Source organism: Streptomyces sp. NPDC002809, from assembly GCF_040295435.1.
GTDB lineage: Bacteria > Actinomycetota > Actinomycetes > Streptomycetales > Streptomycetaceae > Streptomyces.
Genome location: NZ_JBEOVJ010000034.1, coordinates 1 through 23,983, shown reverse-complemented (window position 1 = coordinate 23,983; position 23,983 = coordinate 1). Strand labels below are relative to the sequence as shown.

Below are 23,983 nucleotides of genomic sequence, written 5' to 3'. Positions count from 1 at the left end.
CCCGATCCCGCCCGATCCAACGAAGACCCCGTACGCGCGCACCCGCGGCCCGGAGCGCGGGTGGCCCGACGCCCGGCAACCCCGCCCCGCCCGCGACGCCCTTCCCGAACCTCGTCCGACCCACCGAACACGAAAGGTCGCTCATGACCTCCGTATCCCCCGCCCCGTCCCGATCCTCTACCGGCGTCCGGCGCCCTGGTGAGCCCGCGCTCACCGCGCTCGGGCTCGGCGCTCCCGCCCCGGACCCGGCCGACTCGTCCCCGCACGCCTTTCCCGACGGTGGCACCTGGCGGACCGAGATCCCGTCCGTGGAGGGCCCCGAAGCGCTGTCCGTCGTACTGAAGGAGAGCGCGCGGCTCGATGTCCCCGTCCACCGGGTCAGCCAGGGCAGCGGCGTCTGGATGCTCAGCGACACCGAGATCACCGAGATGGTCGAGGGCTGTGCCGAGCGCGGCGTCGAGCTCTGCCTGTTCACCGGCCCGCGCGGCAGTTGGGACACCGGGGCCTCGTTCCGCACCGATTCGGGCGGAGCCGGGCTGCGCGCCCGTGGCCACGACGCCCTGGCCGGCTGCGTCGAGGACGCCCTGCGGGCCTCCGCGCTGGGCGTGAAGTGCCTGCTGGTGGCTGACGAAGGGGTGCTCTGGACCCTGCACCGGCTACGCCGGCAGGGCGTGCTGCCCGCCGACACGACGTTCAAGGTGTCGGCCCTGGTCGGCCCGGTGAATCCCGCGTCGTTCGCCGTGTACGAACAGCTCGGGGCGGACTCGGTCAACATTCCGTCCGATCTGACGCTCGCTCACTTCACGGAGATCCGGCGGACGTCGGCCGCTCCGATGGACCTGTACATCGAGGCCCCGGACGACCTCGGCGGATATGTGCGGATGTACGAGGCGGCCGAACTGATCCGGCGCGGCGCCCCGCTCTACCTCAAGTTCGGCCTGTCCAAGGCACCCGGCATCTACCCGTACGGCGCCCATCTGCGCGATGTCACCCTGGACACGGCGCGCGAGCGGGTCCGGCGCGGCCGGCTGGCCCTGGACCTGCTGGCCCGGCACGGCGCCGACGGAAACATGTCGCCACTGGGCTCCCGGCTGCCGGGCACCCTGCGGCGGTTCCCGACGGGGTGATCCGCCGTGGGGCGGGGGCACAGGCCCGGTGGAACGGTGATCCGCCGCGGGGCGGGCACCGGGCCTGGGGAGCGATGATCCACCGCCGGGCAGGCACCGGGCCGGTGGAGCAGTGATCCGCCGCCGGGCGGGGCCCGACTCGGTGGAGCAGTGATCCGCCGCAGGGCGGAGCCTCGGCCCGAATCCGCCCGGCGCCCTCCGGCAGCCTCTCAGCCCGCGAAGGCCGTACCGGGCATGCCCCGGCCGGCGTCGGGCAGGACCAGCAGCGACCCCGAGAACGGGTGCGGTGCGTCGAGACCGGTGCGGGCGGTGGAGATGTAGAGGTCGCGCAGGTCGCGGCCGCCGAAGGCGCAGGCCGTGGGCCGCCGCACCGGCAGCTCGACGACACGGTCCAGCCTGCCGTCGGGGGTGTAGCGGCGCACGGCGGCGCCGTCCCACAGGGCTACCCAGACGGCCCCCTCCGCGTCGACCGTCAGGCCGTCGGGATACCCCGCACCCTCCTCGACGGTCGCGAAGGGGCGGCGGCCGGTGACCTGTTCGCCGTCCACGTCGAAGACGTCGATCCGGCGGGTGGGCGTGTCGATGTAGTACATCAGCCGGCCGTCCGGGCTCCACCCGGTGCCGTTGCTGCAGGCCACCAGCGGCAGCACCCGGGTGGCCGTGCCGTCGGGGGCGATCCGGGTGAGGCTGCCGCCGACCTGCGTTTCGTCGTAGCGCATGGTGCCCGCCCAGAGCGCACCGTCCGGCGCCACAGCGGCGTCGTTCCCGCGCCGTCCCGGTTCGGCGTCGTGGACGAGCCAGCAGAAGGCGCCGTCCGCGTCGTAGAGGCCGATGCCGTCGCGCAGGTTGACGACCAGGCCGCCGCCGGCCCGGGGCTTGGCCGCGCCGACGTGCTGTTCGGTGGCCATGACGGTCCGCCGGCCGTCGGCCGGGTCGTAGGTGTGGATACGGGCGGAGAGGATGTCGACCCAGATCAGCCGCCCGGTGACCGGGTCCCAGGTCGGCCCCTCCCCGAGCGCGGCGTGCTCCCGTACGGCGACGTCGAGGCGGGGGCGGCTCACATCTCCCTCCGGTGGTGGCCGAGGCGGCCGGAGAGCGCGTCGGCGCCCTCGGCCGCGAGGGCGGCCAGTTCCGCCTCGCGCTCCTCGCTCCAGCGGATCACGGGGACGGAGACGGAGAGCGCGGCGACGACCCGGCCCGACCGGTCCCGTACAGGCGCGGCGACGCAGCTCACGTCGGGGTTGGACTCCCGGTGTTCCACCGCGATGCCGCGTTCCCGCACGGAGTCGAGCGCCGCTCGCAGTTCTCCTTCGTCGGTGATGCTGTCGGGGGTCATCGCGGTCAGTTCCAGCCCGTCGAGACGGGCGTCGAGCTCCCGGCCGGGAAGTGCGGCGAGCAGCATCTTGCCGACCGACGTGCAGTGGGCGGGCAGCTTGCGGCCGGCCGCCGACACCATCCGGACCGCGTGGGTGGAGTCCACCTTGGCGATGTAGATGACGTCGGCCCCCTCCAGGATCGCCACATGGACGGTCTCTCCGCAGGTCTCCGCGACCTGACGGGCCACCTGCTGGCCCTCGGCGGCGAGGTCGAGCTGCTCGGCGTACCGGCTGCCGAGCTGGTAGGTGCGGACGCCGAGGCGGTAGCGGCCGGGCTGGTCGGGGATCGTGACCAGGTACGAACGAGCGGCGAGCGTGGTCAGCAGCTCATGGACGGTGGTGCGCGGGAGCTGGAGCTTGCGGGTCACCTCGGGCGCGGAGAGCGTACCGTCGCCGTGGAGGAAGAGTTCGAGTACGTCCAGCGCCCGGGTCACCGCGGGGACGAGTCGCCCCATGGTCTGCACCACCCTCTCGTGTTCGACATTCCGGCCAGTGACCGGCATCACGAACACAGGCTAAGCGTGGCTAACTTGCGGGGCAATGACGAGGTGATGTCCGGCACTCGACGCCCGAAAGGACACGTCGCGTTTACCCCGGTATGCCCCTGAATGACGGGTGGGCGGCGTCACCCGGCACCCCCTTCACAGGGCCTCGTGCGCACGGCCCGGGCGCGCCTGCCGGTTCGGCGGGGGCGGGCGGGGTATTCGCTGTTCCATGTCTTCACCGAGCATCCCCTCACATCTGACGCGACCCGCCGGGTTGCGGGGCGTTCTGCACCGAAGCGACCTGGCCGTGTTCCAGAACCTGGCCCAGCGGCACTGGCCGGCCGCCGGGCCCGTGCTGCCGCGACTCAGCCGCAGCGCCAATCACGGGCTGCTGTGGTTCGGCGCGGCGACGGGCATCGCCGCTTTCGGCGGCAGCGCCCGGGCCCGGCGGGCCGCGCTGCGCGGGATCGCGTCGCTTGCGGTGGCCTCGGCGGCCATCAACACGATCGGCAAGGGTGCGGTCCGCCGCGAGCGGCCGATCCTGGACGCCGTTCCGGTGATACGGCAGCTGAAGCGACAGCCGGTCACCACGTCCTTCCCTTCCGGGCACGCCGCTTCGGCTGCCGCGTTCGCCACCGGTGTGGCGCTCGAATCGAAGGGCTGGGGGGCGGTCATCGCGCCGGTCGCCCTGTCGGTGGCCGCCTCCCGCATCTACACCGGAGTCCACTACCCGAGCGATGTGCTGGCCGGTGCCGCGCTCGGCATAGGGGCGGCGTTCGCCCTGCGCGGCATCGTGCCGACCCGGGGGCAACTGCCCGCGCCGGGCCGGCCGCCCGCCGACGCGCCCGCCCTGCCGGACGGCCAGGACCTGGTCGTCGTCGTCAACCGGGAGTCGGGGACGGCGACGGCCACGGCGTCGCTCGTCCGGGACGCCCTGCCGAACGCCGAAGTGGTGGAGTGCCCCCCGACGGAGCTCTCGGCCGAGCTGGAGAAGGCGGCGGGCCGCGGCCGGGCACTGGGGGTGTGCGGGGGTGACGGCACGGTCAACCAGGCAGCGGCGGTGGCCGCCGTGCACGGCCTCCCGCTCGCCGTGTTCCCCGGCGGGACGCTGAACCACTTCGCGTACGACCTGGGCATCGAGACCGTGGCCGACGCCTGCGCCGCACTCGGCTCGGGCAGCGCCGTACGGGTGGACCTGGGCCGCTTCCGGCCCGGCCCGGACGGCCCCGGGGGTGCCCACGGCTACTTCCTCAACGCCTTCAGCCTGGGCGTCTATCCGGAGCTGGTGCGGACCCGCGAGCGCTGGGCCCCGCGGATCGGCGGCTGGCCGGCCGGCGTCCTCGCGGCCTTCGACGTGCTGCGCGGCGAGCGTCCGCTGGAGGCCGAACTGCAGGGCCGCAGAAGGCCCTTGTGGCTGCTGTTCGTCGGCAACGGACTGTTCCAGCGAGTCGGCCCGGCGCCCGGCCGGCGGCACAATCTCGCGGACGGGCTGCTGGACGTACGGGTCGTGCACGGAGGCCGGACGCCCGCCCTCAGGCTGCTGGCGGCCGCCGTCGCCGGGCCCCTGACCCGCTCCCCCATCCACGCCGCCGTCCGACGCCGGCGCATCCGCATCTCCGGCCTGAAGCCCGGCACCCCGTACGCCTATGACGGCGAAGTGGCCCACAGCAAGGGTGACTTGATGATCGACAAGCTGCCGGAGGCGCTGACGGTCTACTGCCCGAGACCGGTGTGATTCCAGCCGGATCCTGGTGAGCGAAGGGCGGTCGACGCCGAGTCGGCCGCCCTTCCGCATGAGCTCGCACCTGACCGTCCGTATCGCAAGATGCCTATCTCACTATGCGGCGTGAGGGCATACGGTATCCGTACCGATCAGCGCTTTGCGGCTCGCGTTTCGCGGTTCGCGTTCGAGAGAGGATGCACGGTCATGCCGAAGGAGACCGCCGTCTACACCCACGGCCACCACGAGTCGGTGCTGCGCTCGCACCGCTGGCGTACCGCCGCCAACTCCGCGGCCTACCTCGTCGGTGAACTCCGTTCCGGCATGAGCGTGCTGGACGTCGGGTGCGGGCCCGGCACCATCACCGCGGACCTGGCCGCACTCGTCGCCCCCGGCCGCGTGACGGCCGTCGACACCACCCAGGAGATCCTCGGCCAGGCGGCCGATGCCGCGTCCGAACGAGGCCTGGACAACGTCGAGTTCGCCGTCGCCGACGTCCACGCCCTGGACTTCCCCGACGACTCGTTCGACGTGGTCCACGCCCACCAGGTGCTCCAGCACGTCGGCGACCCGGTGCAGGCGCTGCGCGAGATGCGGCGGGTCTGCCGTCCCGGCGGCATCGTCGCGGCCCGCGACAGCGACTACGCGGCCATGAGCTGGTTCCCCCAGTCGCCGGTCATGGACACCTGGCAGCAGCTGTACGGCCGGGTCGCGAGGGCCAACGGGGGCGAGCCGGACGCGGGCCGCCGGCTGCTCTCCTGGGCGCGCGAGGCGGGCTTCACCGACATCACCCCGACCGCCGCCTCCTGGTGCTTCGCCACCCCGGAGAACCGGGCCTGGTGGAGCGGTCTGTGGGCGGACCGCACCGTCGACTCGGTCTACGCGGAGCTGGCGGTCGAGGGCGGCCACGCGACGCCCGGAGAGCTCACGGCGATCGCCGAGGCCTGGCGCACCTGGGGCGAACAGGGCGACGGCTGGTTCATGGTCCCGCACGGCGAGGTCCTCTGCCGGGCCTGATCCCACCACCCGGGGGCCGGCCGGAACCGCCGGGCCCCGGGGCCCACGCCCACTCCGCCGAATCGATCACACACCGCTGACCGGCCAACTACCCTGTTCGGCATGGAAATCCTGGGAACCACGCTGCGTATCTGCGTCGACGACCTGGAGGCCGCGGTGGCCTTCTACGAGGACCTCACGGCGAGTTCGGCGCTGCGCTTCGAGCGCGGCGGGGTGTCCGTCGCCGCCATCAGCTGCTTCCTGCTGATGAGCGGGCCCGAGTCCGAGCTGGAGATCCTGCGCAAGGTGACCGCGACGATCGCAGTGAAGGACGTCGACGAGGCCCATACCTCCCTGACCCGGGTCGGCGCCCGCGTCATCGCGGGCCCGGTACCCACCCCGGGCGGCCGCAACCTGATCGCGGTGCACCCGGACGGCTCGGTCTTCGAGTACGTCGACCGCAACCGGGCCGTCTGAGCCGTCCGGTCCCCGCGCCCTCCGCCGTCATCCCCGAGGCCGCATCCGGTAGTTGTACACATCCGGCAGCGGCTCACCCGTGACTTCGGCGAGTTCGGCCCACACCTCGTCCAGGATCTCCGCGCCCTCGCGCAGATCGGCGACCTCGAAGCCCTCGTCGAACAGGGCACGGGCGGCCGCCCGGTCGCCCTCCGCCAGCAGGAGGCGCGCCTCCAGAAGACGGAAGCGGCCCCGGGCGCGGATTCCCGGCAGCAGGCCGGTCCAGACCGTGCGGGCCTCGGCGGTGCGGTCCACGGCCAGCAGGGCCTCGATCGCCTCCCGGCCGAGGGCCGCCGTGGCCGCGGTCCAGGCCTCGCCGTCATCGGGGCGCTCCGCGCACAGGTCGTCGAACGCCTCCGTGTAGTGGTCGGCCGCCCGGTCCCGCTGGCCGCTCTCCTGGGCGGCGACGGCGAGACAGCGGAGCAGCGGCCAGCGCGACGGGGCGAGGGCAAGGCCGCGCTCCCAGCTGCGGACCGCCTGGGCCCGGTCGTCGGCATGCCACTGGGCGACGCCGAGGTGGTACTCGGTGAGGGGTTCGGCGGAGGCAGTCTCCAGCATGTCGCGCCAGTGCGAGGAGACGAGGCTGGGGCCGGGCGGGGCGACGCGGCGGTGTTCGGGGAAGGAGCCCTGCTCCAGCAGCTCCAGCCAGGGCGCCTGCTGCTCGCCGAGTGCGGACTCCGCGAACGGAGTGCCGGGCAGCGTGTACCCGGCGCGCCGCACTTCGAGTGCTCCCCACCCCGAGCCGGTGGCGAGGATCTCGCCCGGCTCCGTGTCGGCGCAGCGGCGCCACGCCTCGTACGCGGCGTCCACATCGGCGCGCGGCAGCGCGGCGGCGAGCCGCTGCTCGGTCTCGGCACGGGCTGCCGCCCAGTCGTCGCCGTGCACGGCGGCGGGGTCCGCGGTGAGCGGTCCGTAGGACTCCAGCCAGCTGAACTCGCCGCCGGGCTCCAGCGGAACATGCTCCAACTGGGTGCGGGCGAGCCCGGCCTGGATCTCGGCGTAGCCGGTGGTGCCGGGCTCGGTGAGCCATTCCTGCCAGCGGCGGCCACCCGGCCCGCTGCCCCAGAGGAAGAGCTTGCGGCCGCGCAGCAGGTCGGTGGAGGTCTGGACGAGTCCGTGGCCGTGCTCGTCGAGGGAGGCGATCCAGCGGCGGGCGCCGTCGGGTACTTCGTAGAAGTAGTCGGCGGGGAAGTCGCTGCGCAGCGGATACGTCCGGTCGACGCCGCCGGTCTCGGGCATCGGGACCCGGGTCAGGGTCCGTTCGTAGCCGAAGTGCCAGGCCTCGTCGGCGGGCGCAAGCACCCGGGTGCGTTCGCCCTCCGGGACGGCGATGTTGGACCACCAGTAGACGGGCGCGGGGTGTTCGTGCGGGTTGCGTATCCGTACGCCGACGTGGAGGAAGTCGGAGTCCTCCGGCAGCCACAGATCGACCTGGAACGGCAGGTCGCGCAGCCGTTCCCACTCCCAGAGCCGGACCATCTCGCCGCCGTCGGGCGCCGGGACCAGGGCGGCGTGCACGGGGGCGCAGGACAGGGTGGTGTGGCCCGTCGCGCCGATGTTCCATTCGATGCCGCCGGAGAACCACGCGCCGTTGAGGGCGAAGTCGGCGGGCTGCAGCACGGGGTTGGTGTAGACGAGGTCGCGGCCGGTCGGCTTGTGGAAGAGGGAGTGGATGCGACCGCCAAGTCCGGGGAGCACGGTGGCCCGCAGCCGGTCGTTCTCGATGACGATCGCGTCGAGGTCCGTGGAGGTGCGCTCGCGGCCGTAGCCGTCGAGGATCCGTACGGGAAGGACGGTGGCGAGGGGTTCATGACCGATCTGCCGGGCCATGTCGCGGGGCAGTCCCGCCCGGTCCCGGTCGTCGACGAGATGCATCTCGTCGAGGGGCCGCAGCGCGGGCAGCGGGTTCTCCGGCCCCGTCGCCGCTGCGGGCAGGGTCAGTACGGTGCGTCGTACGGTGGTGGCCAAGGCAACCTCGCTCCCTCGCGCGGGCCGCCGCAGGTCCGGGCGCCCCCCGATGACCATGGAACACGCTGGAAGCCGCCCGGACCAGGGGATCGGCCGTCAGACTTCGGCAAAAGCCGCGACCACCAGGTCGGTGAGCAGCGCACCTGCCGTGCCGTCCGGGTCGAGATCGGGGTCGTAGACCGTGACGTTGAGGCCGGCACAGCGGGGCGAGCGGACCAGTGTCCGCAGCAGGGGGCCCAGTTCACCGGGGAGCAGTCCGCCGAGGTCGGGGCTGTCGACGGCGGGCATGACCGACGGGTCGAGCACATCGGCGTCCAGGTGCACCCAGAAGCCGTCGACGGCCGGGCCCTCCAGGCTCCGCACGATCCCGCCCGCCAGGTCTGCGGCACCCTGCTCGCGGATCTCCCCGACGGTCGCCACCGGGATCTTCAACTCGGCGAGCTCGACGCGGTCCTCGTCGTAGTCACGGATGCCCAGGACCCGCACGTCCTCGTCCCTGAGGTAGGGCCGCAGCCCGTCCAGGCCGCTGAGATCGTCCTGCCCCCGTCCGGTGGCGATGGCCAGCTCCTCACCGGCCGCGGCGCCGATCCCGCCGCCGTTGCCCGCATGGCGGAAGTCGGCGGACCCGTCGACCGACACCAGTCCGTACCGGCCGATCCGGCGCAGGGCGAGCGAGGCGCCGAGCTGGATGGAGCAGTCGCCGCCCAGGACGAGGGGGAAGTCACCGACGCGCACGTGCTGCTCGACCCGGTCGGCGAGGGTGCGGGTGTACCGGGCGATCGCGGCGGCGTTGAAGACCCCGTCCCCCTCCTGCCACGCGCCGCGGTCGTAGCGGGGCGGCACGACGACCCCGCCCTCGGACGCACCGATCCGCTGCACGATCCGCTGCTCCCGCAGTGCGCCGGCGAGCTTGTAGCAGCCCGGTACGGTGCCGGGGGCCGGCGGACGGAGTCCCAGGTTGGAAGGGGCGTCGAGCACCACGATATTCCGCATGCGCCCCATCCTCCGCGCCGTAGGCTGGCCGCTCAATCGGATTCCGGAATGCGACAGGAACGGCGGCACACGATGAGCACGCAGCACACGTACCGAGTGATCGTGCGCGGCACGTGGCAGGGGCTCACGGACCAGGCCCGCGAGCAACTGCTCGCCGAGGTGGAGGAGCACGGTCTGGCCGCGATGCAGTTCAGCGAGGAGGGCTCGCTGACCTACGACCGTGTGCTCAAGCACTTCAGCTTCCGGTACGTGGTGGTGTCGGATGCCGAGGACGGCGAGGAGATGGCTTCCGCGATCGCCGAGGACCGGGCGGAGACGGCGTTGCGGAAGGCCGGTTACGGACACGGTGAACTGCGCTCCACCGCGACGGACATGGACACCATGAAGATCAACTTCAAGGGGCGGCGGGGGCCGGCGGCGGGGTGACGGCGGGCCGGCGACGACTACGACCCCCTGACCAGTAGATTCTCCACTTTCGGCTCTGTCACGGACTTACCCGTTCGCACGCAGGATCATCCCGCGAGAGTCCCTCCGACAGAGCTGGAAGTCCCTGAAAACTCCCTGGCTCAGCCCCCTTCCGGGTGCCGCGAGGCAGCGTTCGGCAGGGCACCACCTGACACCCGAGCTGCGCCATCCGCAGATTCACGTCCATCGACTCGAGAGTGGGGGTGCGAGGATGCGCCGAAAAGCAGTGAGGGAGCGGATTCCGGGGCCCACCGTTCCACCTCGGTCTCCATGCGGTCGGCCATGGCTTCCTGTTCGCGCCGGTCCCACCGCCCCGTCAGCTTGTCCTTGCCCGCGTCTCCCTTGATCAGGTGCGGGACATGGGTGTACGCCCACGCCGCTTCGGTGCCGGCCGGTGAGCGAGTGGCGTCGGCCGTGGTCATCTGCCCGAAGAGGAGGAAGGGGCGGTCGGGCACCTGGCCGGTTGCAATCTGTGCAGCGAAGCGAGTGAGGCCGTCGACCCCGTCGGCCAGGCGGACCGTGCCTTCCGATCCGGCCGGGTTCGTGCCCGAGAATGTCTCCGGGGTCAAGGTAAGGGCTGTCCCGTAATCCGTGGTGGATCAGCGCGCGGCGTCGGATGCGGTGCATCGCAAGGCGGAGGAGCGTCCGCATACTGGATGCATTCGGACGTTCCGACAACGCGGCGAGGTGCCGTAGCTGTCGTCGCGCGCCCGCCAGGGATTACGGGACAGCCCATAGGGCCCCAGGACTTCGTACAGGTGCAGGTCCGAGCCACAGATGCCCGTGGACGTGATCCTGACGACAATGTCCGTCGGGTCCTCGATCCGCGGATCCGGAACGGTCTCCACCCGGACATCCCTTTCGCCTTGCCAACTCAGTGCGCGCAGATTCGAATCCTCTCAAGAGGAACCGCGACAACGCCCGCGCGAGAATTCCCATGCCTTCAGGACGAGGCCGGCCAGGTAACCTCACCCGTTGCAATCCACGTCGCATTCACCCGGCACCTTATTTGCGCAGAGACTGAGGCTTGCGGACGGTGCGGCGGCCGGAATTATCGCTCTCCGAGCCCCGGTCCCTCTGTCGAGCTTGCGCTGCCTTTTCCCGTGGTCGGCACGCTCCCAGAGCGGGACCGTCGACTACGGAACCCCACTTCGCTGTCGCGCTCTTCATGGCTCGGCGCCCTCCGGCACGCGACTACGGTGGATACCGGGTAGGGGCGTGAGCGATGAACAGAAAAGCCAGCCGGACACTGCACACCGCCGCCCCGAAGGCGTCAGCGACAAGACCGTCGAGGCGCTGGGCGGTCCGGCTACTGCCCCATGACCTGCCGCGGCCAGGACATCACCGTCCAGGACATCAGCCTCACTGAACGCGGCGCGACCTCGCAGGAGCGCTCTTTTCCTCGTCGTCGTCGCTGTCGTCGTCCCCCGGCACGTGAACATCGAGAACCTTGATGTTGATCTCGACGACTTCCAGCCCGGTCATCGTCTCCACCGCATCGGTGACATGAATGCGGATCTTCTTGGCCGTGTCCAAAATGAGCGTTCCGTACTCGACCACGATGTCGACATCGACGGCGGCCTGCTTCTCGCCCACCTCGACCTTCACTCCCCGGCCCGGGTCGTTGGAGCGGGACACCTTGTCCTTCATCGCTCCCATGGCCCGGGAAGCGCCGCCGCCGAGGGCGTGGACTCCCTCTGTCTCACGTACCGCTATCCCCGCGATCGTCGAGACGACGGTATCCGCGATGACAGTCGTCCCCTTCGTACCGCCCGCCGATTCGGTCGACCCGAGTGTCGTTCCGTTTTCACTGCCGTTCGTCGCCATGAGTACCTCGCAGCGAGAGTTCTGAGAGGGGACAACCGGAAGCAGCGGACCTTTTCCACCGTCCTCGCCCCCTTCCACGGTGCTCCAGAATCCGGGCATACGCCATTCGAGTGCCGAGAAGGGCAGCGTGTCCGTGTCCGCTCCCTTCGCCGCGCGCTCTCAGTTCCGGGGCAGCAGGGAGCCCAGGGGCCCGAGGTCGAGATTGAGGTCTTCCAGCCGCACACCGTGCTGCTCGCAGAGCTCTCCCATGCGCTGATCGAGCATCATCAGCGTCGCCCCGATCTCATCGGTCTGATCGTCGGTCAGGTCACCTTCGTCGATGCGCCGCAGGGCTTGCCGTTCCATCAGCTGCCGGAGCAGTTCGACCACCGTGAGCACCAGGGTGACCAGATCGCGCCCCATCCGCTCGGAGTCCAGGTCAACTCGTGAGGTTGTCACAGCGGCCCGCTGTCTGCCCAGGGGGCGGGAACACGCTCATTGACCGACGACAGCAGTGCATGGAGTGAGACACGTACGAGTGGTACGTCGGCGATGGCGATGACCAGGTCACCGCTCACGACCACCCCGGTCGCCAGGACACGGTCCAGCAGATCGACCAGCGGCACGCCGATCGGGCCGCTCAGGCCTCCGGGCCCGTCCCACGGAACTGCTTCATGCGTCACGGACTACACCTCGCCCACGAAGGAGTAGGGCACCCAGGGCCCGGAGACCTCGATGTGTGCCCCGGTGCGCTTTCGCAATCCGGCGACCAGCAGGTCCAGCTCGGCGGCCCGATGCCCCGCTACCAGGTAGGTCGCATTCAGGACCTGAACATGACGGTCATCAACGGCTCCACTGCCGTGCGGCCGAAGCCGGCGGGACTCCGTGGCGAGGCGGCTCACGTCCGCATCCACGGCATCCGCGACCCGCAGGGCATCCGTCTGCCGCTGCTCTCGCTGCGACTGCAGGTTGCGCTTGCGTTCCAGATAGGCCCTGCCCGCTCCAGGGGCCGGGCGCGTCCGGTCTGCCGCCGTAGCCGTCCGCTCCTCCGGGGGACCATCGCCCGCGCTCCGCGAGACGGGTGCGTAGACCTTGATCCCCCATTCGGCATGATGCGCAATACGCGTCAGTGCTGTGCGAAACCGTGTCGACTCACTGACGAGTGCGAGAGCAGCCCTTTCGTCCCCGTTGTACAACGTGGCCAGCGGCAAGGGGACCGTGGGAAATCGGGCAGCAACTGCCGAGACGACCTCATGGTGGGCACGCGCGTATCGTTCGAGTTCAGCCTCGTCGGTCAGCCGTTTCTGCCAGACCTCGTCCGTGAACTCAGCTCCTCGAACGGTCTGCACGATCGCTGTGAGCGAGCCGATGCCAAGAGAGCGCACCGGTTCGTCCTGCGTGACCCCGGCGAGACGATCCACGTCGGGGTCCCCCTCCGTGTGGCAGACCGCGAACACATAGGTGGCGTTCGCCTCCGACGGCCCTGTGCTGCGCTCCGTCATGAGCCCCTTCTCTTCCTCTCCCTGGCTCATCGCAAGTCCGGCGATGTCTCTTCGGAGCGCGATTCAAGTGCCTCGAGCCGCGCACGCAGCTCGCGGTTCTCGTCCTTCAGGGCGTTCCTTGCCGCGTGAGAGCTGAGCGCCGGATCGGTCTCCCACCAGTCGATCCCGGCCTTCTTCGCCGTGTCCACGGAGGCCACGAAGAGCCGAAGGCGAATGGTGAGCAGCTCGATGTCGAGAAGGTCGATCTTGATGTCCCCAGCGATCACGATGCCCTTGTCGAGAACGCGCTCGAGGATGTCCGCCAGGTTGGTGTTCTGCGGCCCGGCTGCAGGATAGGAAGCGTCCTGTCGGAAGTCGAGATCAGTCACTTCGCGCTCTCCGTGATCGCTGCTTTGCAGACGGGGCCCGCCTTCTGCGCGGCGCCTCGTCCTCTTCCTCGTCTTCCTCGTCTTCCTCGTCTTCCTCGTCTTCCTCGTCTTCCTCGTCTTCCTCGTCTTCCTCTTCTTCGTCCTCGTCTTCCGGCTCTTCCTCGTATTCCTCGTCGTTCTCGTCCGTCAGCGAGTCCTCGTCCTCACCGTCGTCCTCGTCTTCCGGTTCTTCCTCGTATTCCTCCCCTTCAGAGTCTTCCTCGTTCTCTGCTTCTTCCTCTTCCATGGCCTCTTCGTGCGATACGACTACTTCTCCGTCGCGGATCTCGCCACGCCACCCTTCCGGTTCCTCTTCCGTGAGTGTGACGTACCGCTGGAAGTGCTTGAAGTCGAGCCGGACCCGTCGTCCTTGCGCGCGCCAGAGGTTGCCCGTCTTCTCGAAAAAGCCGGACGGATAGTACTCCATGACCAGAACGATGCGCGTGAGGGACGGTGCCAGTTCGTGGAAGCTCACCGCACCTCGCGTTGTCCCCTTGGCGCCTTCGGAGGTCCAGACAATGCGTTCGTCAGGGATCTGCTCCTGGACCGTTGCCTTGAAGCTTCGGGAGGAGGGGCCCACCTTGACCTTCCAGTCGCTCGACACCTCTTCGTCCATCGAGACATCGCGCACGCCCTTGGCGAAACTGCTGAACTGGTCGTACTGGGTCCAGTGGTCGTAAGCGGCACGAAGCGGCACTCCCACATCGAGAACCTCGATGATGTTCATGACCTTTCCACCGCTGGCCTTACGTTTGCCCTGGCCGCCACCAAAGGTCTCCTTGGCCTTCTCCACGACGTTGTCCTTGACACCCTTGGCCTTCTCCGAGACGAACGCCTTCACCGGAGAGTCGCCTTGGAGGATCCGAGAGCCGATAGCCGGCAATGAGCCGCCGTTCTCTGCGACATCGTTCAGCTGACCGGTGACATCAGTCAGCTTGTCCCCTGCCTTCTCCGCGAGCTTCTCCACCTGCGTGCTGAGAAAGCTGGACAGCTCACCGCGGAGCTTGTCCATTCCGGACTCTTCGGTCTCTTCGTTCTCTTCCGACTCAGGCTCTGCATTTTCCGTCCTGGCCATGACTCGCTACCTCCGACCGCTGGAGCGCTTGGATGCGGCTCGCTTGGACGATGACTTGCCTGCTGCCGTCTTCTTGGCTGCCGTCTTCTTCGCCGGGGCGGTCTTCTTGGCTGCAGTCTTCTTCGCCGAGCCGCCGGACTTCTTGGCAGCCGGCTTCTTCGCCGGGGCCGCCTTCTTGGCTGCCCCCTTCTTCTTGGCTGCCGCCTTCTTCGCCGGGGCGGTCTTCTTGGCTGCAGTCTTCTTCGCCGAGCCGCCGGACTTCTTGGCAGCCGACTTCTTCGCCGGGGCCGCCTTCTTGGCTGCCGCCTTCTTCTTGGCCGGGGCGGTCTGCTTCGCCGTGCCCGACGATGTCCGGCGGGGCGCCCGCCTTCTCGGCTGCTCCTCCTCCGGCTCCTCCTCGGGTTCTTCTTCCGCTTCTTCTTCCTCTTCCTCTTCTTCTTCCTCTTCGTCCTCTACTGGCTGCTCATCCTCTTCGTCGCCCTCCTCGGGTTCCTCCTCGTACTCTTCGTCCTCGTACTCCTCGTCCTCGTACCCCCCGTCCTCTTCTTCGGGTTCCTCTTCGTACTCGTACTCGTCCTCGTACTCGTCGCCCTCGTCTCCCTCGTCGCCCTCGTCCTTCGGCGGTTCGAGGAGACGAGCCGTGCGCTCACTGATCGAGCCGGCCAACGTGCTCATGCTTCGATTGGCGGCAGCGGTCATGGCCTTACGGCCCGCGTCAAGAACCTCGCCCCTGAGCTGCTCCTGGAGTTCAGCGACCTGGGGGACCTCGCCGAGTCGGCGCATGCCCTCTGCGGCTAGTTGGCGGGGCTCCAGACCGAAGCGTCGGCCTGCGAGATACGTGGCGACGCTGAGAGCCAGTCGCCCCTTCTTGGTCCGGCCCAGCACGTAGCCGCCGACTACAGCGACCGCGAGGGTCAACTTCGTCTGGTCTTCCATGAGCACGTCACCTTCGATCACTCTGTGCCGGGCCAATCCGTACGGCGTCCAACCGGTCCAGCAAGCGTTCCTCTTCGCGTTCGAACTCCTCCAGACTGATCTCTCCGGATTCCAGTTCCTGATTGAGTACCGCCAATTGCGCACGCAACACAGCGGGGTCGTGCAGTTCGCGCTCGGCGGCGTCGTTGAGCTTCTCCGCCACCCAGATCACGCCACGCACCGGCGCGATCGGAAGCGTGAGCAAACCGGTGATCAGCCCCATGTCATTTCCCGCCCACCAGCCCAGATCGGGCCTCCGCCGAAACGAAGCTGTAGCAGGGAAGCGGGCCGGCGGACCGGATCTCCGCATGCTCCCGATAATCCGCCCCGAGGCTCTGGGCCCGCAGATGGAAGGCTTCGCTCTCAGAACGGTCGACGAGAAAGGACTCGTTCAGCACGCAGCCCGGGACCTCGGGTCCCGGGACGGCCGCCCTGGCAGCAGGTGCGAGTTCGCGGAGGATCCGCCGCCCCGCGGCGACTGCCCGCCTGGTGAGAGCACCGGAGATGGCCTCGCCCAGCCGGAGGCTGGCCTCGTAGCCCGGGTTCTTCCGTGCTGCCGCACGGAGTTGGCGCACGCTTTTGTCCTCGGCGACAAGCGCCTCCAGCGCATTCTGCGCGGGAAGAACCTTGACGTTGATCTCGATGCGGCCCGCGAGCCGGTCCAGGGTGGCGGCATACTCGGATTCGTGGGCGGCCAGTTGGGCGAGGACCGACTGTCCGTCCGCCGCGACCATTCCGAACCGCATGGGGAGCACCGGACCATCGTCAGCGAGGCGCATCAAAAGGTTTTGGTGCGCCAGCAAATCCCGCCGTCGGGCACGGAGCTGCGGCGGCGCGTCACTGACGACCGCCGCAAGCGGACCCTGGTTGATGCCCCTGAGGACCGCGGGCGGCGATCCGACGCCGACCACATCCTTCGGAAGCGGCGTCGCGGCCCGCAGGATCGCGTAGACATACACACCATCGGTTGCCGCGCTCACGCTCATGCCTCCACGCGCCGTCGTCGACTCTCACTGCTGCGGGCAGGAGCACGTCGCTTCTTAGGTCGCTCTTGCGGCTCGTCGTCTTCCTCGGACGAGCCGTCGCCACCACCTACGGCTTTGCGTACGGTGTCGCCGACGGACTCGGCCGCGTGACGCACCTTGCGTTTCCCCACGGACTTCGCCACACCGCCACCGAGAAGCTCGGGAATGGTGGTGCTGCCGGAATCACGCTCAAGGTCCAGTCGGTTGCACGCCTCCGCGAAGCGAAGGTACGTATCCACACTCGCGACAACGATGCGTGCGTCGATCTTCAGGATCTCGATGCCGACCAGCGAAACCCGGATGAACACGTCAATGACCATGCCACGGTCAAGAATGAGCTCCAGCACGTCGTACAACGTTCCGGCGCGGGGCGGACAGGCCACTACCTCGTCCGAGTAGGTGGTCGCGGGCATGAAGAGTCCTTCCAACAGGGGGCAAAGCGCGAGTCACTCGTCGGCGGCACCACGTCGGTAGCGCCGGACCCTGCGGTATTGCAGGAGTTCGCCGTCCTGGTCGAGCTGCACCTCGTAGGAGGCGAGGAGGCTTGTGGTGTCGGGGATCCTCGGCACTTCGAGAACGTCCACCACCACGCACCAGCCGTCGTCCTCGCGCCGCACTGCGGAAACACCCTCCGCGGGGTGGCCGATCAACCCTTCCAGGCTCTTGCTGGCAGCACGAGCCGCATGCTCCGGTCCTCGCGCCGGTCGTCGGGCACGGGAGGAGGTCGCCGTCTTCGAACTCCCGGCGTGTGTGCGACGTTGTTCTGCCATAAGGCCAGTCTCGTCACTCCCGTCGGCCACGCATCTTGAGCGGATCCATCGGAGCGTGACGTGAAGGCGTATCGCTTGACCCGTGAAGGGTATTCACGGTCATCAGGGCCATCGCCAGCAATTCACGTGGCACTGGCAGCTAACGTTGCTCTTCCGCGTACGTGAGTGCCTCTCGATGGTCGTCAAGGCCCTCTCGCCCGTCCCGCGCCCTCAAGGACAGGTCCGAGCACAGTCTCCGGGCCATCTCCCGTGCGTCGTCCCGGGGCGCTGCCCCCTCGACATACTGCAGAATTTCCAGCAACGCCCGGAGCTCACCGCTACGCAGCGCAACCTCGACGACTTCTTGCTTCCCGGCGGTCAGGGCGCTCACCACACGCTTTTGACAGGCATCGATCTGCAAGCAGGCGAATCGGCTGTCGTAACCCCATGATTCCGCACTTCCACTGGCGGCGTCGAAGACGGCGAGGCGCTGAAGAAGTGATTTCGGCTCCGCGTGCGGAGCGCGATAGAAGGGCCGCTCGTCGCTTCCCGAAAACTCGGCATCCAGCTGGACCTCGGAGAGGAACGCAGCCACCCGGCCGGGGTCAGGCGTCAACCCACCTCCCATCCATCGAGCAGACTCCATCAGTGTCCGGCCGGCCCCTTCGGGGATGGAGAAGAAGCACCACCCCGAAACGCCACACCAAAGAAGCCCTGCGTCCCGGCCCTCACCGAACACCTTGCGCCGGAAGGCACGGGTGAACTCCACACTTCCTTCCACGTCCGCCCCGAACGCGTCCTGGCTGGGGTCGTCATAGTCCCCGTATGAGGAAACGGAGGAGACGGGGAGGCCTTCATCGAGAAGCCGGCCGGCGACCGCCACCATGTAGTGACCGATGGCGGCTTCGAGGTCGTCCCTCATTTGCTGCGCGCGGTCGTCCTCGTACACCACCAGGGTTCTCCTGTTTCCGGCTCCGGCTTCGGGTCCTGTCTCCAAGCCGTTTCCCAGAAAACCGCAGTTCACACCGGGTGCGGCAGCGATGTCTCCTACGTCGGCCCCCGCAGACGGTCTTCGGTGAGCGGTGCCGCGGATGGTCCGGTGGAGGGGAATGCACGCGTCGCCGCGGGGTCATATCCTGCGCCGAACCGCCTCGCGGAGGCACTCCGCCGCGGGCATCGAGGGAGCCGACAGCTGCGGCGTCCTCCGCCGCTGCCGGCACCTCGGCCGGACCGATCCGATCGTGTGTCACTGCAGCCTTCCCGGGGGTCGGGACTCTCCTGCCCACCGAAACCCAAAGGAACGGCCGCCCGACACAGTCCGTGACCGCCGGAATGGCGCCCGTCCTGCGCGCGGCCCATCCTGGACATGCGGCGACCTGTCGCCGCCACTACGACGGCGAGAGGCGGCCATGGCCATATCACCTCTGGGCATGCCACGGCGCATGCTGACTGTGCCGGGCGTCTACACTCCGCAACACGACACGCACCTCCTCATGCGGGCTCTCGCCCGGGAGAACATCAGCCCCGGGACGCATGTCCTGGAACTGGGGACCGGCAGCGGGGCCCTGGCAGTTCACGCAGCCCGGTTGGGCGCACGCGTCACCGCCGTCGACATCTCGCACAGGGCGGTGCTGTGCGCCAGGGTGAACGCCGCCCTCCACCGCAGCCGGGTCACCGTCCGGTATCGCGATCTGTCCGCTCTCGACGCAGGACAGTACGACATGGTGATCAGTAACCCCCCGTACGTTCCCTCGCCGACCGCAAGGCCCCCGCTGCGGGGCAGAGCCCGTGCGTGGGACGGCGGTCCGGACGGCCGTGCCGTCGTCAATCGGGTCTGTGCGACTGCCGCAACCGTTCTGCGACCTGGCGGAACACTGCTCATGGTCCATTCGAAAATGTGCGGCGCCCAGACCACGATCGATGTCCTCGCGCGGGCGCGCCTCGCCGCGGAGGTCATCGACCGCGAGCTCATCCCCCTGGGCCCCGTCCTGCGCTCCCGTCTGCCGTGGCTCCGTGATCAGGGACTGCTGGATGGCACAGGACAGGACAAAGAGGAACTGGTGGTCATCCGTGCGCGACACATCTGATCCCCGCCGTGTCCGCCTCGTACCCGGCGGACCGCTCCTGGTGGAGGGACCCGTCACCGTCGCCGGACATGACGGGACGCTCGTCACCTCCGAGCGCTTCATGGTGGCGGTGTGCACCTGCCGTCGCAGCCGCCGCTATCCCTGGTGCGACACCAGCCACCGCAGCCGCGCAACTCCGCCTGCCAGGACCGGAACCGACGCGGCCACCGACCCGGAATCAGGTGCGACAGCATGACCACCGCGCTCTACTCCGAATCGCGTGACGTCAGGCCGGCGCTGCCCACCTCGCGCGGAGTGCTCTCCTGTGCCGTCCTGTCGGCCTTGCGGGACGGACACGCACCTCTGGTGGATCCGCAGGCCGTGTCCGGGGCCGATCCCTACGGGGACGATCTCCAGCTTGCGCTCTATGTTCTCTACGAGCTGCACTATCAGGGATTCGAGGGGGTCGGTGACGACCGTGAGTGGGATCCTGACCTGTTGCGGCTGCGTGGTGCGCTGGAGGGCCGCTTCCTGACTGCCTTGCGCACGGATGTGCCGGGGAAGGCCGACGCGCGTGCCGCCCTTGCCGCGATCCTCACCGAACCGGCCTTCGACGACGGCACCGGAGTGAGCAACTACCTGCAGAACGAGGGCCTGCTCTGGCAGGTCCGGGAGCACTCGGCGCTCCGCTCCCTCTACCACCTCAAGGAAGCCGACCCGCACGCCTGGGTCATCCCCCGGCTGTACGGCCGGGCCAAGGCCGCGATGGTGGCGGTGGAGTACGACGAGTTCGGCGCCGGACGGGCCGAAGACATCCACGCCCGGCTCTTCGCGGACCTGATGGACGACCTCGGCCTGGACCACGCTTACGGTCACTACCTCGACGCGGCCCCCGCGCAGGGCCTGTGCACGGTCAACGTGATGTCGCTGTTCGGTCTGCACCGGGCGTTGCGCGGCGCTCTCGTGGGGCACTTCGCCTCCGTGGAGGTGACGTCATCTCCCGGATCCCGGCGGCTCTCGGAGGCAATGCGGCGCACAGGTGCCGGGCCGGCCGCCGCACGTTTCTACGACGAGCACGTCGAGGCCGACGCGGTGCACGAGCAGGTCGTCCGCCTGGAGGTGATCGACCCGCTCCTGACGGCCGAGCCCGGTCTGGACACCGACGTGGCGTTCGGCATCCAGGCCACCGGTCTTCTCGAGGACAGATTGGGTGCGCTGTTGCTGGAGGCCTGGCGGGGTGGCCGCTCGGCCCTGCGCATCCCGTTGACAGCAACCGCACGGCATCCCGGCAGCCCATGAACCATCCCACGCCGGGCATACCCGACGGCTCCGCAGCCATCATCGTCGTACCGGACACTCCGCGGGTAGCGATGGCCGAGGCGCTGGCCAAGCACCGCCTGCTGGAGCCCCTGAGGGCCCTCGTCAGCAAGCGCCCGCCGCCCCACCTCCTCCCGACCTCACGGGACGAAGCGTCCGTCGCCCTGGCCACAGACCTCCGCATCCCTGTCGTTTCCTACGAAACGGGCGTGCCCAATCTCCGAACGCTGCGGGCAGTTGCCGAGATGAACACCAAGTCCGGCTTCCGCACGGTCGCGCACTCGCTCGGCCTCCGCCTGCCCCACGGCCGGGCATGCACCGGCGCGGACCTCGGCAGGGCAACCGGCGCACTGCTGGACGCGCACGAGCGGGTGGTCGCCAAGCCGGACCGGTCCGCCGGCGGCCACGGCTTGCATTTCGTGACCCGGGGCGAGCGGACGGCGCAACCACCGCCGCCACCGTACGGCCACTCGCTCGTCGAGGGGAACGGGCCGTTCTGTGGATTCTGGGAGCGGAGCGGCGGGGCACGCCGTCGGCGGACGTCGGCACTACTGGTAGTCGCGTCGAAGCAGCCTCTCCCACAGCCGGATCGCCAGTGCTGCCTGACTGCCGTGTCGCTGGCGCCGAGCCGCGCCGGCGCCGGCCGCCCGGGTCACCCGAGCGCACGGCCCGGTGGGCACACCCCGGGCAGCGGTGCCATGTTCCGGACGGGGGCCAGTGGCAATCCGGTGGTAGGCAGTAGTCGCATGACTGTCGCCAGTGCGCGCCACCTGTCCCCGGAGAAGAGACCGAGAAGCAGAAGGAGAACGCCATGCCGGCCGGATCCAACCGCAAACGCGAGCGTCAGTACGAGCATGTGAAGGCGAGCGCCGAGAGGCGCGGCGAGCCGGAGAAGCGCGCGAAGGAGATCGCCGCCCGTACCGTCAACAAGGAACGTGCCCGCTCGGGTGAGTCGAAGACGGCGAGCAGGACGTCCACACAGGACCCGAAGTCCGCCTCTCAGCGAGGTGGAGAGCGCTCACACAAGGGCGCACAGGGCCGCACCAGAGACCAGTTGTACGAAGAGGCCAGGAAGAAGAACGTCGAGGGCCGCTCCACGATGAACAAGGAGCAGCTCCGCAAGGCGGTCAGTCGCTGAACCGCTGAGGCCGCTGCTTGCGGGCAAGGCGTCGCCTCAGCGGCAACATGCAAGGTCCGCCCGCCGACCGGCTGACGGAGTAGGTCACCGGAGCCCAGCTACGAACCGCAGACGGAAGGCCGAGGAATCACCTGGCTGTCGCCACGTGTCCCTGACCACCGACTGTGTGGCTGACCCCGAGGTGACCGGAACTGTCAACGGACATGGAGTGGTCCCACCGGGAGGTGCCGACGCCGGGGTCGGAACCTCTGGACGTCTACGACCGCCAGGGGGAGCGTGGTTTCCGGGGGCTCAGCGGATTCGGCCGGACATCCGTTCTGTCTGTGTCGCCGGCGAGCCGCGGTCGACTCGGAACCCCGCATCTACGGTGCCGGACAAGCAGGGGTCTGCTACCCCACACCTACAGGAGGGACGACAGCGGATGAGTGACCACGACGTGAGCAAGCGGAAGGTGCTGGTCATCGTCACCAACTACGGCGTCGAGCACGACGAACTCTTCGTCCCGCTCGACCACCTGCGCGGGTGGGGCGCCCAGATCGATGTCGCAGCCGTGACAAGGGGCGCCGTCGAGACCCTCGTCGGTGACAAGGCGCCCGGCAGAAGTCTGGACCCCGACCTGACACTGGACGAGGTCGATCCGGCCGATTACGATCTTCTGCTCGTACCGGGTGGGACGTTGAACGCCGACACACTCCGCATGCAGAGCTCCGCCGGCCGCATCGTGCGCGCGTTCTCCGCGGCCGGCAGGCCCGTCGCGGCCATCTGCCACGGGCCCTGGGTGCTGGTCGATGCCGGCGTCGTCGCGGGGAAGCGGCTCACCTCCTACGCCTCACTGCAGACCGATATCCGCAACGCAGGCGGCAACTGGACGGATCAGCCCGTCGTCACTGACGAGTCCGGTGGCTGGAAGCTCATCACTTCACGGAACCCGGACGATCTGGAAGCCTTCATGCGGGAGATCGACGCCGCACTCGACGTCTCCGGCCTGTCCGGCACCTGATCCCTCATCCGCACCACAGCCCTGCAGCGGTCCGCCTGACAACCGGACGTGCCCGCGGCGCACTGCACGGGGCGGCCATGGGCGGGAACACGCTTTCCGGTCAATACGTCCCTGTAAGTCCCTGGCGTTACCCGGCAGACTCGGTCCTCTCACTGAACAGCAGGTCAGAAGCATGACCGCCCGTCACGGCACGGCATAGATCGACTTCAAGGGACGGCGGGGCCCAGGGGCGGGGTTGACAACGGGGCGGCGACGGATGCGGCACCTCTGAGCAGGAGATTCTCTGCTTTCAGCTCTGTCACGGGCTTACCGCTTTGCACACTGGATCGTCCCGCGACTGGCCCTCGGACAGAGCTGAAGGCCCCTGAGGAGTCCCTGGCTCAGTCCGCTTCCGAGTGCCGCGGTACTCGGATTCCGGTGCCTTCCGCACGCTCACGACGGAGGCGGGGCAGGCTCGGACCCGACTCGGGCGAACCGCGCCCAGGAGGACGGTCCACGAACGTCTCCCGTGGTGGTCGGCTGACGCCGCGTGGGGCCCGGCCGCCGGCCCACGTCCCGCGTTCCGATCCGGTCAGCCGGGTCAGCTGGTCCCTCGCCGTCCGCGACCGCCGGCCCCACCGCCCCGGTCACCGGACTCACGCGCAGCCAGGACCTGTCCAGCCGATCATGTGCGGAGCCGGATGGCGAGGCGGCCTGCTGCGGCGGCAGTGCCGCGGAAGACGTAGCCGCGCTTGTCGTATCGAGTGGCGACGACTCCGGCGGGCTCGAGCTTGCTCAATCGGCTCATACGTGAGCCTTGCCCGGTCCGCGCGGACGAACCTCTTACCGCAGGGCGTCGGCGACAGCGCCGGCTCACTGCCGACAAAGGCCGCAGAGCCGCCGTCAGTTCCCCACCGTCCCACAGGACATCAGCTCGCCGACGCGTGGTTGTGGTAACGATGCCACAGGGTCTCAGCACAGCAGGGCGCGCCCGATCGTCACCGGTTTTTCCGGCCGGCGCCCTCAGCTGAGGGCGCCGGCCGGTGGCGGTCTCACGCGGCAACGTGATCGCGCCGGGTTCCTGGTCGTCGTCGGTGGAGCCCGCAACTGTCAGGAGGTGTATCTACGCTGGGAAAGAGTGCCGCCCGGCCTTGAATGATTGATGAACTCGCTTCCGGAAGATTGGGATGATCCCTGCATCTAACTGATCATTTCAGAATGAGATCGGTGTGGTGGCTTGGCAGTTGGAAGTTGGATCGGCAGGATTTGGTGGGTGTCTGCTGATCTTGTGCCTGATG

General features: G+C 69.2%; 28 protein-coding genes and 2 pseudogenes. 11 read left to right on the top strand and 19 right to left on the bottom strand.

The genetic code is table 11. The features are described 5' to 3' along the window. Window positions 1-143: 143 nt before the first annotated feature. Complete coding sequence (locus tag ABT025_RS20995) at window positions 144-1,127, top strand: hypothetical protein (protein WP_350996414.1); 984 nt, start codon at window positions 144-146, stop codon at window positions 1,125-1,127. A 209-nt stretch (window positions 1,128-1,336) separates the two neighbouring features. Here the strand turns inward: ABT025_RS20995 and ABT025_RS20990 are convergent, their stop codons facing one another. After that, complete coding sequence (locus ABT025_RS20990) at window positions 1,337-2,188, bottom strand: SMP-30/gluconolactonase/LRE family protein (RefSeq protein WP_350996412.1); 852 nt, start codon at window positions 2,186-2,188, stop codon at window positions 1,337-1,339. After that, window positions 2,185-2,958 (bottom strand): IclR family transcriptional regulator, encoded by a 774-nt coding sequence (locus ABT025_RS20985; protein ID WP_350996409.1) that lies wholly within the window; start codon window positions 2,956-2,958, stop codon window positions 2,185-2,187. Before ABT025_RS20985 ends, ABT025_RS20990 begins: the two co-directional genes overlap by 4 nt. 259 nt (window positions 2,959-3,217) lie before the next feature. On the opposite strand from ABT025_RS20985, the gene ABT025_RS20980 reads away from it, so the two are divergent. The 3 genes from ABT025_RS20980 to ABT025_RS20970 all read left to right on the top strand — a co-directional run bounded on the left by ABT025_RS20980 (window position 3,218) and on the right by ABT025_RS20970 (window position 6,181). Further along, a complete protein-coding gene (locus ABT025_RS20980; RefSeq protein WP_350996406.1) occupies window positions 3,218-4,723 on the top strand; it encodes a bifunctional phosphatase PAP2/diacylglycerol kinase family protein in 1,506 nt (501 codons plus the stop codon). 192 nt (window positions 4,724-4,915) lie between these two features. Beyond that, window positions 4,916-5,725, top strand: coding sequence for a class I SAM-dependent methyltransferase (locus tag ABT025_RS20975; protein ID WP_350996403.1), 810 nt, complete (start codon window positions 4,916-4,918; stop codon window positions 5,723-5,725). 102 nt (window positions 5,726-5,827) lie between these two features. Beyond that, complete coding sequence (locus ABT025_RS20970) at window positions 5,828-6,181, top strand: VOC family protein (RefSeq protein ID WP_350996400.1); 354 nt, start codon at window positions 5,828-5,830, stop codon at window positions 6,179-6,181. Between the two features lie 27 nt (window positions 6,182-6,208). On the opposite strand, the gene ABT025_RS20965 is transcribed toward ABT025_RS20970, so the two are convergent. Both ABT025_RS20965 and ABT025_RS20960 read right to left on the bottom strand, forming a co-directional pair. Then, window positions 6,209-8,188, bottom strand: coding sequence for a DUF5107 domain-containing protein (locus ABT025_RS20965; RefSeq protein ID WP_350996397.1), 1,980 nt, complete (start codon window positions 8,186-8,188; stop codon window positions 6,209-6,211). 96 nt (window positions 8,189-8,284) lie between these two features. Next, the gene (locus ABT025_RS20960) at window positions 8,285-9,181 is read right to left on the bottom strand and encodes an arginase family protein (protein ID WP_350996394.1); all 897 of its coding nucleotides are present in this window, start codon (window positions 9,179-9,181) and stop codon (window positions 8,285-8,287) included. 72 nt (window positions 9,182-9,253) lie between these two features. Here ABT025_RS20960 and ABT025_RS20955 point away from each other — a divergent pair, with 72 nt between their 5' ends. Further along, window positions 9,254-9,607, top strand: coding sequence for a DUF6204 family protein (locus tag ABT025_RS20955; RefSeq protein WP_350996391.1), 354 nt, complete (start codon window positions 9,254-9,256; stop codon window positions 9,605-9,607). A gap of 211 nt (window positions 9,608-9,818) precedes the next feature. On the opposite strand, the pseudogene ABT025_RS20950 reads toward ABT025_RS20955, so the two are convergent. The 14 genes and pseudogenes from ABT025_RS20950 to ABT025_RS20885 all read right to left on the bottom strand — a co-directional run. Then, window positions 9,819-10,182: pseudogene (locus ABT025_RS20950) on the bottom strand (NAD(P)/FAD-dependent oxidoreductase); the annotation flags it as partial. Between the two features lie 198 nt (window positions 10,183-10,380). Continuing rightward, window positions 10,381-10,533 (bottom strand): annotated as a pseudogene (locus tag ABT025_RS20945) (glutathione-dependent formaldehyde dehydrogenase); the annotation flags it as partial. A gap of 475 nt (window positions 10,534-11,008) precedes the next feature. Beyond that, the gene (locus ABT025_RS20940) at window positions 11,009-11,473 is read right to left on the bottom strand and encodes an Asp23/Gls24 family envelope stress response protein (RefSeq protein ID WP_350996381.1); all 465 of its coding nucleotides are present in this window, start codon (window positions 11,471-11,473) and stop codon (window positions 11,009-11,011) included. A gap of 159 nt (window positions 11,474-11,632) precedes the next feature. After that, window positions 11,633-11,911 carry a gas vesicle protein K gene (locus ABT025_RS20935; RefSeq protein ID WP_350996378.1) on the bottom strand — a complete coding sequence of 93 codons (279 nt, stop codon included), beginning with the start codon at window positions 11,909-11,911 and terminating at the stop codon, window positions 11,633-11,635. Next, window positions 11,908-12,135, bottom strand: a complete 228-nt coding sequence (locus tag ABT025_RS20930; RefSeq protein ID WP_219571957.1) for a gas vesicle protein — start codon at window positions 12,133-12,135, stop codon at window positions 11,908-11,910. The genes ABT025_RS20935 and ABT025_RS20930 overlap by 4 nt, the downstream gene beginning before the upstream one ends. 3 nt (window positions 12,136-12,138) lie before the next feature. Further along, on the bottom strand, window positions 12,139-12,954 hold the full coding sequence (locus tag ABT025_RS20925) for a GvpL/GvpF family gas vesicle protein (RefSeq protein WP_350996376.1): 816 nt from the start codon (window positions 12,952-12,954) through the stop codon (window positions 12,139-12,141). 26 nt (window positions 12,955-12,980) lie between these two features. Beyond that, the gene (locus ABT025_RS20920; RefSeq protein WP_326733754.1) at window positions 12,981-13,322 is read right to left on the bottom strand and encodes a gas vesicle protein; all 342 of its coding nucleotides are present in this window, start codon (window positions 13,320-13,322) and stop codon (window positions 12,981-12,983) included. Continuing rightward, complete coding sequence (locus ABT025_RS20915; protein WP_350996373.1) at window positions 13,315-14,436, bottom strand: SRPBCC family protein; 1,122 nt, start codon at window positions 14,434-14,436, stop codon at window positions 13,315-13,317. Before ABT025_RS20915 ends, ABT025_RS20920 begins: the two co-directional genes overlap by 8 nt. A gap of 6 nt (window positions 14,437-14,442) precedes the next feature. Then, window positions 14,443-15,372 carry a histone protein gene (locus ABT025_RS20910; RefSeq protein WP_350996370.1) on the bottom strand — a complete coding sequence of 310 codons (930 nt, stop codon included), beginning with the start codon at window positions 15,370-15,372 and terminating at the stop codon, window positions 14,443-14,445. Window positions 15,373-15,379: 7 nt separating this feature from the next. Continuing rightward, entirely contained in the window at window positions 15,380-15,634 is a 255-nt protein-coding gene (locus ABT025_RS20905) for a gas vesicle protein GvpG (RefSeq protein ID WP_326656482.1), read from the bottom strand. Window position 15,635: 1 nt separating this feature from the next. Next, window positions 15,636-16,397, bottom strand: coding sequence for a GvpL/GvpF family gas vesicle protein (locus ABT025_RS20900; protein WP_502971992.1), 762 nt, complete (start codon window positions 16,395-16,397; stop codon window positions 15,636-15,638). Next, complete coding sequence (locus tag ABT025_RS20895; RefSeq protein ID WP_350996365.1) at window positions 16,394-16,849, bottom strand: gas vesicle structural protein GvpA; 456 nt, start codon at window positions 16,847-16,849, stop codon at window positions 16,394-16,396. Before ABT025_RS20895 ends, ABT025_RS20900 begins: the two co-directional genes overlap by 4 nt. A 33-nt stretch (window positions 16,850-16,882) precedes the next feature. After that, window positions 16,883-17,206, bottom strand: coding sequence for a gas vesicle protein GvpO (locus tag ABT025_RS20890; RefSeq protein ID WP_350996362.1), 324 nt, complete (start codon window positions 17,204-17,206; stop codon window positions 16,883-16,885). A gap of 139 nt (window positions 17,207-17,345) precedes the next feature. Then, entirely contained in the window at window positions 17,346-18,137 is a 792-nt protein-coding gene (locus ABT025_RS20885) for a hypothetical protein (RefSeq protein WP_350996359.1), read from the bottom strand. Between the two features lie 490 nt (window positions 18,138-18,627). On the opposite strand from ABT025_RS20885, the gene ABT025_RS20880 reads away from it, so the two are divergent. The 6 genes from ABT025_RS20880 (at window position 18,628) to ABT025_RS20855 (ending at window position 22,706) form a co-directional block, all read left to right on the top strand. Continuing rightward, window positions 18,628-19,272, top strand: coding sequence for a HemK2/MTQ2 family protein methyltransferase (locus tag ABT025_RS20880; protein ID WP_350996356.1), 645 nt, complete (start codon window positions 18,628-18,630; stop codon window positions 19,270-19,272). After that, window positions 19,256-19,507: a CDGSH iron-sulfur domain-containing protein gene (locus tag ABT025_RS20875; RefSeq protein WP_350996354.1), complete on the top strand. Its 252-nt coding sequence runs from the start codon at window positions 19,256-19,258 to the stop codon at window positions 19,505-19,507. The genes ABT025_RS20880 and ABT025_RS20875 overlap by 17 nt, the downstream gene beginning before the upstream one ends. Beyond that, complete coding sequence (locus tag ABT025_RS20870; protein WP_350996351.1) at window positions 19,504-20,550, top strand: iron-containing redox enzyme family protein; 1,047 nt, start codon at window positions 19,504-19,506, stop codon at window positions 20,548-20,550. Before ABT025_RS20875 ends, ABT025_RS20870 begins: the two co-directional genes overlap by 4 nt. Beyond that, complete coding sequence (locus ABT025_RS20865) at window positions 20,547-21,428, top strand: preATP grasp domain-containing protein (protein WP_350996349.1); 882 nt, start codon at window positions 20,547-20,549, stop codon at window positions 21,426-21,428. The genes ABT025_RS20870 and ABT025_RS20865 overlap by 4 nt, the downstream gene beginning before the upstream one ends. Beyond that, the gene (locus ABT025_RS20860; protein ID WP_350996346.1) at window positions 21,380-21,706 is read left to right on the top strand and encodes a plasmid stabilization protein; all 327 of its coding nucleotides are present in this window, start codon (window positions 21,380-21,382) and stop codon (window positions 21,704-21,706) included. Before ABT025_RS20865 ends, ABT025_RS20860 begins: the two co-directional genes overlap by 49 nt. A gap of 421 nt (window positions 21,707-22,127) precedes the next feature. After that, on the top strand, window positions 22,128-22,706 hold the full coding sequence (locus tag ABT025_RS20855; RefSeq protein ID WP_350996344.1) for a type 1 glutamine amidotransferase domain-containing protein: 579 nt from the start codon (window positions 22,128-22,130) through the stop codon (window positions 22,704-22,706). A gap of 664 nt (window positions 22,707-23,370) precedes the next feature. Here the strand turns inward: ABT025_RS20855 and ABT025_RS20850 are convergent. Beyond that, a complete protein-coding gene (locus ABT025_RS20850; RefSeq protein WP_350996341.1) occupies window positions 23,371-23,493 on the bottom strand; it encodes a hypothetical protein in 123 nt (40 codons plus the stop codon). Between the last annotated feature and the right edge of the window lie 490 nt (window positions 23,494-23,983).